A 12,325-nucleotide genomic window follows, 5' to 3' on the forward strand; every position below is an offset into this window, starting at 1 on the left:
GTATGATGGACAGCTCCTGAATAGTCATGACCTTGAGGAATCTAGCCCGTGCAAAAGTGAACGCAGTGAGAGGTAAAAGACATAAAAAAACCCTTCTGCACGAAATCACACAGAAGGGGTAAACTCTTATTTTGTAAACAAAGCTTTCAACTTTCCGAAGAAACCGGGTTTTCCAGTGTTGACGGACATAAGCGGGACAGATTCACCAAGGATTCTGCGCGCGATATTACGGTATCCAAGCGCTGCCGGGTTATTCGGATCCATTACGACAGGTTCTCCTTTGTTGGAAGAAGAAATGACGTTTTGGTCATCCAGCACAATCCCTAACAAATCGATGGACAGATGCGTCGTGATGTCATTGACATCCAGCGTATCTCCAGAGTCGATCAGACCGCCGCGAATCCGGTTAATAATCAGTTTCGGCGGCTCGATGTCTTCTTGTTCCAGTAATCCGATAATACGGTCTGCATCCCGGACAGCTGAAATTTCTGGTGTTGTCACAACAATCGCTTTGTCAGCACCAGCCACTGCGTTTTTGTAGCCTTGTTCGATTCCGGCAGGACAGTCGATTAAAATATAATCATAATCGCGTTTCAGCTCGGTAATCAGGTCTTTCATTTGTTCTGGATTCACTGCATTTTTGTCAGTTGTTTGTGCTGCCGGCAACAAGAACAGACGATCTTCAAATCGCTTGTCCTTAACAAGTGCTTGCTGAATTCGGCAGCGGCCTTCTATTACATCGACTAAGTCATAAATGATCCGGTTCTCAAGTCCGAGAATTACATCAAGATTACGCAAGCCAATATCTGTATCGACTAAACACACTTTTTTACCTTGAAGGGCCAATGCAGTGCCGAGGTTTGCTGACGAAGTTGTTTTTCCGACTCCGCCCTTCCCAGATGTTATTACAATTGCTTCTCCCACATTAGCTGCCCCCTTTAAATGTTGACAAGCCAGGCCGCAGCAGTCTTAAATCCTGCAATCGGTCAATGGCGATGAATCCATTCGTATGCAAATACGCACACTCCATTTCGGGATGTTCCGAAAGAATGGCAAGTTCATCTGTCATCGTTTCTACTTGGTCTGCAATCATGAGGTGTGTCGCTTCAAGCCAAGAGGCAGCAATTACTGCTTCTTTGTTGCCGGCATTTCCTGCATGCGCTTTCCCTTTTAGCCTGCCTAATATATAAATACTTCCAGCTGCAGACACATGGCCATTTGGATTGACGTCGCCAATGACGACTAAGTCGCCCTTCGCTCGGACTTCCTGACCAGACCGGACAATTCCGATGTACGTTTCGGACTGTCTTTCTGTCACGCGCCGGTTGCATTCTTCCATCGTGATCACATCACTTTGAATCTTTGAAACTCGTAAATTACCAGGAGTCTCTACAACTTTAATAATTTCTTTAGCTGTTTCGTCATTACAATAACGGGACCCTGTATGAATTTGGACTTCAACAGCCCCGTCTAGTCCTGGATCTTGTGCTTTCTTACCTAACTCTTCCAATAGTTCGGAGTAGGCACACTTATCGTCCAGTCGCAAAACGAGTCCATCTTTTGTCCCTTTAATTGTTACACATTGTTGTTTCGACACTTGCGTCACCCGCCCTATGCGAAAAATTACATACCGACTTGCTTCTCTCTGACTCGTTTGTAAAGTAGATTCCTAAAGATCCAGCCAAACAAAATGATGAATACCGAATTAGCAATAACCGTCGGTACGAGTCTCGCTGTCAAAAATACATCAAATCCAATTGAAGTGAGTGAAATCATACTTGCGAAGAAAAATGACATCATCTCCAATAACACAACCATTACTACCGACAAGAGCATAACCGTCAAAGTGGACCGATGGACTTGGCGAATGATCACTGAAGCTAAGAAACAAATGAGCGGATAGAGAAACGTATATATCCCAATAATATCAATGTGATACATATCATACAAGAGGCCAAATAATAAACCATAGATAACTGCCTTGCGAAGATCGTAAAAAGAGGCGATGAACACCAAATATACAATGACAAAACGAGGGACAAGTGTGTAGCGCACATCCCCCAGTTCTATCGGTGAAAACAGACTAAAAACCGGCTCTAAAAAAAACAATACTACGGCAATTAGAGGGATGATGATCCGAATCATGATCCATCCTCCCCCTCTGCCGCAGAGCTTCCAGCATCATCTGTCCCTTTTACAGTTTCAGATTGTCGTTTCGCGACCATTACGTGATCCAGCATAGAAAACTCAGCAGCCGGACGAACGTAAGCCAATTTCGTCAACCCGTAATCATCCGTTGACACTTCCGTAACTTCCCCGATCAGCAATCCTTTCGGAAAAATTCCGCCAAGGCCGGAAGACATGACTTTTTGACCTTTTTTCACTTCAAATCCGGAATCGATCCGTTTCATAATCAATTCGCCACGTTCAGGATCGTATCCTTCCATCAGGCCGAAAATGTCTTTCTTCCCTGGAATCATTGCAGATACCCGGAAGTTCTGATTTTCTGTTGACAGCAATTCGACAGTGGACGTAAATGGTGTCACAAGCACTACTTTCCCAACAAGTCCATTTGCAGTAAGCACGGCCATATTGCGTTCCACGCCTTGTTTTTCACCTTTATCGATAATAATTTTTTCTTCCCATTGATCGGGATTCCGTGAAATAACAGTCGCTTGGATTGGATCATACGCACGCAGATCATCTTTTTTGTCGATAATCTTACGTAAACGAGCGTTTTCCTCTTTCACATCAGTCAATTCCACTTCTGTGGATGCATACTCCGTCAGACGAGATTTCAATGTCTTATTTTCTTCATATGTATTCAAGATTCCATCAATGTCATCGAAAAAAGTAGTGATGGAATGCGCCGGCTTGGAAAACAAGGATTGTCCAAAACCGACTACATCTTTTACCATCTTTTCTGGGAGGTTGGCGCTTTGCCGGTCTTTAAGAGAGAAAGCTATCAATGCCACAAGGACGATGACGCCAACAAGCAGTAAAATTAAACGTTTATTCGAAAAAAATCGCGGCATTGCCGATATCCTCCCTCAATTATTTCGCTTGCATTTTTTTAATAACGTCAAAGTTATCAAGTGCTTTACCTGTGCCGATTGCTACGCAGTCTAGTGGATCTTCTGCGATGAAAACAGGCATATTTGTTTCATCTGAAATGACTTTGTCCAGATTACGTAAAAGCGCACCACCGCCTGTAAGGACGATTCCGCGTTCCATAACGTCTGCAGACAATTCTGGAGGTGTTGTTTCCAACGTCTTCTTAACGCCATCGATAATTTGCAAGAGTGATTCACGAAGCGCTTCAGCGATTTCTTTTTGAGAGATTTCTAACGTTTTCGGAAGACCTGTTAACAAGTCACGGCCACGAATTTCCATCTTCTCAGTGTTTTCGCCTTCAGATTCTTCGACTTCACCTGCTGAACCGATTTCAATTTTAATCGCTTCTGCAGTGCGCTCACCGATTGTCAGATTATACGTTTTACGGATATAACTGATGATCGCTGCGTCCATTGTGTCACCACCGACACGAATCGACTCACTTGTCACAATTCCTCCAAGTGAAATAACTGCAACTTCAGTCGTTCCGCCACCGATGTCAACAACCATACTACCTGTAGGTTCCCAAACTGGCAGATTCGCACCAATTGCAGCTGCAAATGGTTCTTCGATTGTATACGCATCTTTCGCGCCTGCCTGACGTGCTGCGTCAATAACTGCGCGCTGCTCGACAGAAGTGATTCCGTAAGGCACACAGACCATAACGTTCGGCTTTTTCCATGCGCCGCCAGAAGCTTTTGTCGCTTCTTTCATGTAATGCTCGATCATTGCTGTCGTAATGTCGAAGTCAGCAATTACTCCGTCTTTCATAGGTCGTGTTGCAACGATCGATCCTGGCGTACGTCCGATCATATTTTTCGCAGCACTACCTACAGCCACGATTTCATTTGTCATCGTATTTTTCGCAACTACGGATGGTTCCCGCAGAACAATTCCTTTTCCTTTAATGAAAACCAACGTATTGGCGGTGCCGAGGTCAATCCCGACATCTCTCGCTCCTAGTCCAAACAAATTCGTTCTTCCTTTCTGCACTACCGTTTTATAAAGCTTCTTAAAAGCATACACCATAGTATAACGGAAAGGCGAACAAATTCACAGTGTCACATGTACCCTTTCTCTTTTAATGAGATAAAACGCTGATCTCCAATAATAATGTGGTCCAGAAGATCGATGCCCATCAGCTCACCCGCGTCAAGTAAGCGCTTCGTCACTTCAATATCTTCAGGTGAAGGCGTCGCGTTTCCTGACGGGTGATTATGCGCAACGACGATCGATGCAGCAGACCGCTTTACCGCTTCTCTAAAAATTTCTCGCGGATGCACGATGGAGGAATTCAGACTTCCGATAAAAATCGTCTGCTTATGGAGAACTTCGTTTTTCACATTTAAAAAGAGCACAACAAAATGTTCTTGCGTCAATTTCGACATATCGGTCATTAAGAAAGCTGCGGCATCTTCAGGAGATTTAATGGCATATCGGCCATCTTGCGCAACGGAATAAATCCGTTTCCCGAGTTCTGCAGCCGCTAAGATTTGAACCGCTTTCGCATCTCCAATCCCTTTTACCGCTGTCAACTCTTCGATTGTGACATCACGCAGATCCTGGATTTTATCAAACTCGGAAAGCAGCTTATTCGCAAGGACGAGCACGGATTCTTTTTTAGAACCTGTTCTAAGTAAAATTGCAACTAACTCCTGATTCGACAGACTCGAGGCACCTTGGCGTGTCATCCTCTCACGCGGCCGATCTGCAAAATGGATATCCCGAATCATTAACGTCTCCTTATATCCAGTCGGCATCAGCGCTTGTCTCCTTTCACCCAGATGAGCGATTCTTTTCGTAAGACATGCGCGAGTTCCGCGATTGGCAGTCCGACGACATTATTGTAATCACCTGAGATTTCTGCGACAAGAAGTCCGCCTGCAGTTTGAATTCCATAGCCACCTGCTTTGTCCAGCGGGTCACCCGTTGCTGCGTATGCTTCTATGAGTGACTGATCTAAGTTTTGAAAAGTAACTTCCGTAGTCGACGTAAATTGGGTGCACGCGCCTTCTCTTAATAACGTAACGCCGGTTATCACACTGTGAGTTTGTCCCGAAAGCTCTTGTAGAAATTTAACTGCTTGTGAAGCGGTTTTCGGCTTCGGGAATACCTTTCCGTTTATCGTGACGATCGTATCGGCGCCAATAATTAGCGCACCGGGATGATCTTCATATATAGCGGACGCCTTAATGGACGACAGTGATTGAGCATAGGTTTCCGGCAATTCACCATTTTCTATCGGACGCTCTTCCACATCACTTGCGTGGACGATGAATGGCAGCCCTAAACTGCTTAGTAATTCTTTTCTGCGCGGTGATGCCGAAGCTAAAATAATGGTTTCATTTGATTCAAAAAACATTGTTAAACGCCCCCTTTGCCACATCATACGACAATGTGAGAAAGAAGAAAATTGTTCCAAAAAGTCAATAATGGCGATTCGGCCCTCTTTTCGGCGTTAAAATTCGAGTTTCGCACACTCTCCAGACTCCGCATAATGAGATAATATGTGCATTCGAATGATGTTCAAATCATCTGTAAACGCCGTTATGGCAGCGATATTGCTCGCAAACGCGTCTTTTTTATCGGTCCCTTTTGCTTGTTTTTGTGAAGTGACCAAATCCTGAATTTCGGAAATTTCTGTTGCGTTCAGAATCGTTGCCAGCAATTCTCCTTCCCCGCTGCTGCACGCAAGCGGAGAAACCTTGACCTGCTTGCGGAATGCGCCTGGATCACCAGCAGGATCCGCATCAATTTCGTTCGGTCCGAGAGCACTCCAAACATAAAATTGACCGTCCACTTTTACGATTGCTGCTTTCGGCAAGTTTTCATCGGACATGAAGGAAGCAGCAGATTCTTTGGATGAAAACACACCATGCTGTTTCGCATACATCGTCATCGGCGCACCCGCAGCCGGCGCTTCCTTCTTTTCAGAATCTCCAGCTTCCCCTTTATCGCTCGTTGCTGGTCCACTCGCAGGAACTTCGGTATTCGGGGATGCCGCACTTTCCGGTTTTTCAGTTTTCAGTAAGATGAAACCAACAATCGCAACGGCTGCAATGCCGAGTAAAACACCTTGCACGAGCGCTAGCATTATAGTCATTTTCGTATACTTTTTCTTGAAGTTCATTACAATCCCCCCATTTCATTAACCGTAACAAAAAGGAAATGAAAAAGAACAAGACTGGTGTCGTCTTGTTCAAGAAAATTGTTCGACCTATATAAACATTGTCAGATACCATCCGACAAGCGCGTTGCCATAAAAATAACAAATAATTGCTGCGGCTGAAATGGACGGCCCAAATGGAACAGGGGTTTTCCGGCCTTGCTTCGTTCTGCGCAAGTGAATAATCCCGACAACAGAACCGATGGAAGCCGCTAAAAATAATGTCAGCAGCGTCAATTCGGTACCTAGAACGAGTCCGATGACGAGAAACAGCTTGATGTCGCCGCCTCCCATGCCCCCTTTAGAGACAATCGCAATGAGAAGTAAGATCAGGAAACCTGCCGCCGCACCAAGAAAACTATCCCACCACGGTGTCAAAGGCTGAATGATCCGCATAACGAGTAGAGCGATACCAAATGGCAGTAAGATTTTATTCGGAATTAACATGTACGCAATGTCTGAGACGGTAATGATGATAAGCATCGAAACAAATAACAGCGCAACAATCAGTTCTAATGTAAAACCAAATTGATAGAATGAAAACGCAAATAGAATTCCAGTTACAAGTTCCATTAAAGGATAGACCGGACTGATTTTAGTGCCACAGCCCCGACATTTCCCTTTTAGAAACACGAATGACAACACGGGTACTAAATCGATGAATGTAAGCTGTCTATCGCACACAGTACAATGAGATGGCGGGGAGACTATCGATTCTTTTTTAGGGACCCGTAAGCCGACGACGTTATAGAACGAGCCAAATACAAGGCCGTAGACGAAGAAAAAGCCCGTCCATACCGTCGTCATTCGCTATCTCCTTCACCGGCTTGTGCAGTAGGATCTTCTTTCCCCGCAGGCATCGGCGCGTCCAGTTTCGGCACTTCGGGGATGAGTTCCTTCAGGTCAGGACGGTAAAATGCCTGGAATGAAACCGTTAATTCCAGAGGCTCTTTTTCCGTTTCGACTTCGCGTCGTTCTTCAGGCGTCGTGAAATCAATCGATTGAACGACAGAAATACGTTCCGTCGCTTCCACTTCACGGATAAATCGATCCAGTTCTTCATAAGAAGCGGCTGTCAATTGGACGTCAACGAGCAATTGCTGAAGGGATAGCGATGGATCTTCCGTTTCTGTTTGCGTTTCATCAATCGATTCAGGCGGCAACCCTTCCACTAGTCCTTGGGTGAACGCTACGTCACGGATCAGCACATTCGACTTCACTTCCGCTTTTTCCAGCTGGAGTAACAGGACGTCTTCTAGCGGCAATACAGGAACTTGTCGCTGCAATGGACGCGTACTCGAAGAAACATCCTCAGGTTTTGCCGCAACTTGCCGCTGCAGCTCGAATAATACTTCCCGCTGGTCCGCTAATGAATTCACAACGCGTTCATTCTCTTCTTTTGCAGGCGCATAGAGTTGGAACCACGTATAGCTGACTAGCACTAAGAAAAAAATGATCGCCAGCACGAGTAGGACGATGTCTTTTTGACGTTTAGTTAGAGTCCGCATCGGATCCCTCCTCTTCTGGCACAGCGGTATCTTCATCATTTGTAGTGTCTGCTGGTGTTTCTTCAGCATCAGACGCTGTTTCTTCTTCCGTTGCATCTTCAGGCAATACAGGTGCAGCGCCGTCAACGGTTAGACGATTGTCTGTGAAAAAGATGGTATAGGTCACAAGGTAACGTGGCAGCAAGTTGGCTGTCGCTTTCTTCTGAGGTTCAGTAGAATCCGAGTCTTCTTCATTGATATCTTCCGTTGTGATGGATTCAATAGAAGCGGTTTCGATGAATTCAGATGCCGAAATACGAGTTAGGTAATAAGCCGCTTCGGTTTTATCGTCAAATTGAATTTCTACAGTCGCTTGGTGAGGCGCGGCAAATGCAAACGAGCGGAAAAAACCGTGGCGCGGCAATTGCGAGACGAGATCGTCCAATAGCGGAGCTGTTTCATAGCGATAGTTTTGAGCCCATTGGACACTTGTTGCTAACTGATCATATACTTGAGCGGTATCGGAGCGGTTTAACCGTTCCGTCAATTCCGCTTGTGTCACTTGAAGGTTCGCAAGCTGGTCGTCCAAGCGCTCCGTATCCGACGCAGTACTGCGCGTAAGTATAAAGAAAACAAGCCAGAAAAGAAGCGCTGCGCCGAGAACGGCAAGCGCAACGTAGAGGAGAATCGATCGCTCCTTTTCCTTTTCCGGCAATAGGTTAATATCAACCAGCATGGTGCACCTCTTTCAGCGCCAATCCGATTGCACGATTGAACGACGCAGGGACTGTTCCACCGTCAGTGAACTTGAGTGGATGGGTAAGCAATGAACCCGCTTGGACATTCAGACGACCTGCAACACGAGTTAGCAATTCGTCTAAATTGTCGTATTCCCCATTAATGTACAGATGGGTGATGGATTCGCTGCCATTCCATAAGTTATAACGATAGAAGTTCACAAGTTTTTCTAGTTCCTGTACGATTGCGCCCGGTGACAATACAGCGGAACTCGTTGTCACTTCAGTTGTCGTGACATCCAAGTCCGTCGCATTTTCCACATCTACAGGCCGCATGAACAAAGGATAATGTTGATGGAAGATCGAAACGACGAGTTTTCCGTTCGTTAAGTCTGCGAGAAGGACGTGCTCATTTCCTGTGAAATGATGCTGTTCGTGCGCAAGCCGATAAAGTGCCAGGGGTGCAATGTCCGCGACAAGCGGTTCGAACTTCGCTTCTTCGAGCACGCTTTCGTAGCCATCCAAGACGCTTTCTTTGGAAGCAATCAAAATTGCTTCATTAGATTCGGTATTCGGTAAGTACGGGACAACGTCAAAAACCGGATCATCGAAAGGCAAATAGATCGACGACCCGATTTCTATGAAAAAGTGCCCTTTTAACTCGTCATCCAAGACATCTTCCGGGTACGGCACTTTCCGGATCATTACATATGTATCGGGCGCAAGGAACTGGACACTGCGTTTCGCAATGCCCCATTCCTTCGCAAGCCCGTCAAGCACGGCAACCAAACTAGCTGAATCCACAACACGGCCATCATGCACCGTATTCGCCGGAAGTGGCACTTCCACCGCTTCTTCCACTGTCAGCGGGTGTCCCGCTTTCAGCTTCACATAACGGACGGCGTCTTCTTCAATTGTCAGGGTTACCGGCCGTTTTGGGCGGGAGAATGGTAGATTCATTGGGTTGGCTCCTTATAAAAGTAATAATATATTTATTTTATTTTTTTGGTACGTCCTTAGAATTTCCACTCTCTGTAATCATTTTACTAGTTGCATCCTCAAATGTTACAGTTTCATCGCCTTTGTATTTAGCAGAACCATTAAATTTGTTTCCTCCAGTTGCTTTGGTAACTTTCGGTTCTGCATCAGCACTTTTAGGTTTCTCGAATTTTCCTGTATCGTCCATATAATTCCCATCAACTAATGTCATTAAATTAACATCTGTAGCATCTGGATTTTCCGCAAAATACATATTAGCTGCAGATAAAATTGTTTGAGCATCTGCCTTTACAGCTTTTATTCGACTATTATCGATAATCCCACCAATTGCAGGTACAGCAATCGCTGCAATAATACCCAAAATAACAATGACTGCGAGTAGCTCGACGAGTGTCAAACCTTTTTCATTTTTCAACTTCTTCTGTAGAAACTTTTTCATTTTTCTTCCTCCTTAGTGGACGTGCTTTGTTATTAATTCTACTATACCAAAAGTTCTGTGAGAGTGGAACTATATTTCTAGTATTTTTTGAAAAATAACTAGAACTAAAGAACAATTTGTTACAAATTATCTATTTCATTAAAGAGACTGAACATCGGTAATAAAATTGCAAGGACAATAGTCCCGACTAACCCCGCAAGTAATACAATCATAATCGGTTCAATGAGTGCTTTTAGACGTTCTGTTGAAGCATCGACTTCACTCTCGTAAAAGTCCGCCACTTTCGCAAGCATTGAATCCAATGATCCTGTCTGTTCCCCGATTGCGATCATGTGCGGGATCAATGGCGGAAAAGCCCAGTGCCCTTCCATTGGCTGTGTAAGAGATCCTCCGCGTTCCAATGATTCTCGGGATTTCACCAGCACTTTCTTAATCACTTCATTTTCAACAACTTTCTCTGTCATCGAAATCGATTGTAAAATCGGAACGGAACTTGAAAATAACGAACTCAATGTGCGCGTCAATGTCGCAAGAACGGACTTCTTCACGATGTCTCCGAAAATCGGCAACCGCAGTAATAACGTATCGAGCATCATTTTTCCTGCGGGATTGTTTCTCATTAAGTAAAACCCAATCGCAATTGCAGCAACGACCATCACGAGCACATACCAATAAGAAAGCGCAAAATCACTTGCATTCATAACAAATCTAGTAAGCAGCGGCAGTTCTCCTCCGACACTGTCAAACAAGTCGACAAACATAGGCACAACGAATGTCAGCAGGAAAATGACTACGCCAACCGCAACAATGCCGACAACGACTGGATAGGACAATGCGGACATCACTTTTTGACGTGTTTTATAAGCTTTCTCATAGTGGATTGCGAGTCGATCCAGCGCGTCGTCAAGCGTACCCGACAACTCTCCCGCCTTAATCATATTAATGACCAGCGGTTCGAACGCTTTCGGGTGTTTTGCTAACGAATCGGATAACGCTCCGCCCGTCCGTAAATCCCCGTTTACTTCAGTCAAAATCTTATTAAACTGTTTGCCCTCCACTTGGAGAGATAATATGCGAATCGCTTCTACAATCGTTACGCCTGCTCGCAGCAGTGTTGAGAACTGTCGTAAAAACATGATGAAATGCTGGCGTTTCACTGGCTTTCCGATCATGATTTCTTTCGTCAGCGTCGTCTCCGCTTGTTCGCTGATCGTTTTCACACGGATGCCCTCGCGTTTCAGCTTAAGTGCAGCATCTCTTTTGTTATCGGCAACAATGATGCCAGTTTTAGCTGATTTTGCGTCTCTTCCTTCATATTTAAATCGAGCCACGGTTACGATTCCTCCTGCAAATAAGGCTCAGCGGTATCATAACTGATTACTCCGCCATCCATCAGCTCTTTGACGGATGTATTCATCATATGCATTCCGCTTGCCCGATTCGTTTGAATGACATTCGGAATTTGATGGACCTTTTCTGTACGGATTAAATTTGCAACCGCTGAATTGTTGATCATCAGTTCCGTTGCCGCGCGTCTGCCAGATCGATCTCTCGTCGGCAGCAGCCGTTGAGATAGCACCGCCGTCAGTACTCCAGCTAATTGCACTCGGATTTGCGCTTGCTGTCCATGCGGGAATACATCGATGATTCTGTCAATCGTAGAAGCAGCACTCCACGTATGCAGCGTCGCGAGCACCAAGTGACCCGTTTCCGCTGCAGTGATTGCAGTTGAGATCGTCTCTAAATCTCGCATTTCTCCAACGAGTATCACATCAGGATCTTGGCGAAGTGCGGCACGCAATCCATCTGCGAAAGAATCGGTATCGAATCCGACTTCCCGCTGATCGATGATGCTTGACCCATGACTGTGCATATACTCAATCGGATCTTCCAGCGTCAAAATATGTTTTCGGGAAGTTTGATTCAAGTAATCGATCATGGAGGCTAATGTCGTCGATTTACCTGATCCAGTTGGCCCCGTCACAAGTATCAAACCTTGTTTCGTCTCTGCCAAAGTTTTTAAAATCCCTGGCATATTCAATGATTCGATTGTCGGGATATCTGTCGGGATCGTTCTGAATGCGAGTGACGTCACGCCCCGCTGTTGAAACGCATTGACCCGAAACCTTGCAACGTTCGGGACTTCATACGAATAGTCGATCTGACCGTTATCGGTAAAATCCGGAAATAATTCATCCGGAACGGTTGCCCGTGCAACACCCATCGTAAATTGTTCATCAAGCGGGTCCGTCCCGTATCGTTTCAGATCCCCATTGATGCGGAAAACGGGTGGAGAGTCGATCGTCAAATGGATGTCCGAAGCCTTCAATTCCACCGCTTTCGTCAGCACATCATCGATCTGCTGTTTCATCATGAAATCCCT

The 12,325-nt window shown here is 45.3% G+C and carries 15 protein-coding genes; all 15 read right to left on the reverse strand.

Annotated elements, in window-relative coordinates; genetic code table 11:
• Positions 1-126: 126 nt before the first annotated feature.
• Positions 127-924 (reverse strand): septum site-determining protein MinD, encoded by a 798-nt coding sequence (gene minD, locus QT716_RS06200; protein ID WP_317935179.1) that lies wholly within the window; start codon positions 922-924, stop codon positions 127-129.
• Position 925: 1 nt separating this feature from the next.
• Complete coding sequence (gene minC, locus QT716_RS06205) at positions 926-1,597, reverse strand: septum site-determining protein MinC (protein ID WP_317935180.1); 672 nt, start codon at positions 1,595-1,597, stop codon at positions 926-928.
• A 26-nt stretch (positions 1,598-1,623) separates the two neighbouring features.
• Positions 1,624-2,145, reverse strand: a complete 522-nt coding sequence (mreD, locus tag QT716_RS06210) for a rod shape-determining protein MreD (protein ID WP_317935181.1) — start codon at positions 2,143-2,145, stop codon at positions 1,624-1,626.
• Positions 2,142-3,035: a rod shape-determining protein MreC gene (mreC, locus tag QT716_RS06215; RefSeq protein WP_317935182.1), complete on the reverse strand. Its 894-nt coding sequence runs from the start codon at positions 3,033-3,035 to the stop codon at positions 2,142-2,144. Before mreC ends, mreD begins: the two co-directional genes overlap by 4 nt.
• A 19-nt stretch (positions 3,036-3,054) precedes the next feature.
• Entirely contained in the window at positions 3,055-4,086 is a 1,032-nt protein-coding gene (locus QT716_RS06220; RefSeq protein ID WP_317935183.1) for a rod shape-determining protein, read from the reverse strand.
• 89 nt (positions 4,087-4,175) lie between these two features.
• A complete protein-coding gene (gene radC / locus QT716_RS06225) occupies positions 4,176-4,874 on the reverse strand; it encodes a RadC family protein (protein WP_317935184.1) in 699 nt (232 codons plus the stop codon).
• Positions 4,874-5,476, reverse strand: a complete 603-nt coding sequence (locus tag QT716_RS06230; RefSeq protein WP_317935185.1) for a Maf family protein — start codon at positions 5,474-5,476, stop codon at positions 4,874-4,876. The genes radC and QT716_RS06230 overlap by 1 nt, the downstream gene beginning before the upstream one ends.
• A 96-nt stretch (positions 5,477-5,572) precedes the next feature.
• Complete coding sequence (locus tag QT716_RS06235; RefSeq protein ID WP_317935186.1) at positions 5,573-6,244, reverse strand: hypothetical protein; 672 nt, start codon at positions 6,242-6,244, stop codon at positions 5,573-5,575.
• Between the two features lie 87 nt (positions 6,245-6,331).
• Complete coding sequence (locus QT716_RS06240) at positions 6,332-7,087, reverse strand: prepilin peptidase (protein ID WP_317935187.1); 756 nt, start codon at positions 7,085-7,087, stop codon at positions 6,332-6,334.
• On the reverse strand, positions 7,084-7,788 hold the full coding sequence (locus QT716_RS06245; RefSeq protein WP_317935188.1) for a pilus assembly protein PilO: 705 nt from the start codon (positions 7,786-7,788) through the stop codon (positions 7,084-7,086). The genes QT716_RS06240 and QT716_RS06245 overlap by 4 nt, the downstream gene beginning before the upstream one ends.
• Complete coding sequence (locus QT716_RS06250) at positions 7,772-8,503, reverse strand: hypothetical protein (RefSeq protein ID WP_317935189.1); 732 nt, start codon at positions 8,501-8,503, stop codon at positions 7,772-7,774. The genes QT716_RS06245 and QT716_RS06250 overlap by 17 nt, the downstream gene beginning before the upstream one ends.
• Positions 8,493-9,464, reverse strand: coding sequence for a type IV pilus biogenesis protein PilM (gene pilM / locus QT716_RS06255; RefSeq protein ID WP_317935190.1), 972 nt, complete (start codon positions 9,462-9,464; stop codon positions 8,493-8,495). Before pilM ends, QT716_RS06250 begins: the two co-directional genes overlap by 11 nt.
• 37 nt (positions 9,465-9,501) lie before the next feature.
• Positions 9,502-9,942 carry a type II secretion system protein gene (locus QT716_RS06260; RefSeq protein ID WP_317935191.1) on the reverse strand — a complete coding sequence of 147 codons (441 nt, stop codon included), beginning with the start codon at positions 9,940-9,942 and terminating at the stop codon, positions 9,502-9,504.
• Positions 9,943-10,061: 119 nt separating this feature from the next.
• Positions 10,062-11,273 (reverse strand): type II secretion system F family protein, encoded by a 1,212-nt coding sequence (locus tag QT716_RS06265; protein WP_317935192.1) that lies wholly within the window; start codon positions 11,271-11,273, stop codon positions 10,062-10,064.
• Positions 11,274-11,275: 2 nt separating this feature from the next.
• On the reverse strand, positions 11,276-12,313 hold the full coding sequence (locus tag QT716_RS06270) for a type IV pilus twitching motility protein PilT (RefSeq protein ID WP_317935372.1): 1,038 nt from the start codon (positions 12,311-12,313) through the stop codon (positions 11,276-11,278).
• Between the last annotated feature and the right edge of the window lie 12 nt (positions 12,314-12,325).

It is taken from the genome of Sporosarcina aquimarina (genome assembly GCF_033253705.1).
GTDB lineage: Bacteria > Bacillota > Bacilli > Bacillales_A > Planococcaceae > Sporosarcina > Sporosarcina aquimarina.

Coding starts and splice junctions, on each gene's coding strand:
- mreD (WP_317935181.1), bottom strand. CDS start 2,145: ATGATTCGGATCATCATCCCTCTAATTGCCGTAGTATTGTTTTTTTTA.
- radC (WP_317935184.1), bottom strand. CDS start 4,874: ATGCCGACTGGATATAAGGAGACGTTAATGATTCGGGATATCCATTTT.
- QT716_RS06245 (WP_317935188.1), bottom strand. CDS start 7,788: ATGCGGACTCTAACTAAACGTCAAAAAGACATCGTCCTACTCGTGCTG.
- QT716_RS06235 (WP_317935186.1), bottom strand. CDS start 6,244: ATGAACTTCAAGAAAAAGTATACGAAAATGACTATAATGCTAGCGCTC.
- QT716_RS06250 (WP_317935189.1), bottom strand. CDS start 8,503: ATGCTGGTTGATATTAACCTATTGCCGGAAAAGGAAAAGGAGCGATCG.
- QT716_RS06270 (WP_317935372.1), bottom strand. CDS start 12,313: ATGAAACAGCAGATCGATGATGTGCTGACGAAAGCGGTGGAATTGAAG.
- mreC (WP_317935182.1), bottom strand. CDS start 3,035: ATGCCGCGATTTTTTTCGAATAAACGTTTAATTTTACTGCTTGTTGGC.
- QT716_RS06240 (WP_317935187.1), bottom strand. CDS start 7,087: ATGACGACGGTATGGACGGGCTTTTTCTTCGTCTACGGCCTTGTATTT.
- QT716_RS06230 (WP_317935185.1), bottom strand. CDS start 5,476: ATGTTTTTTGAATCAAATGAAACCATTATTTTAGCTTCGGCATCACCG.
- QT716_RS06260 (WP_317935191.1), bottom strand. CDS start 9,942: ATGAAAAAGTTTCTACAGAAGAAGTTGAAAAATGAAAAAGGTTTGACA.
- pilM (WP_317935190.1), bottom strand. CDS start 9,464: ATGAATCTACCATTCTCCCGCCCAAAACGGCCGGTAACCCTGACAATT.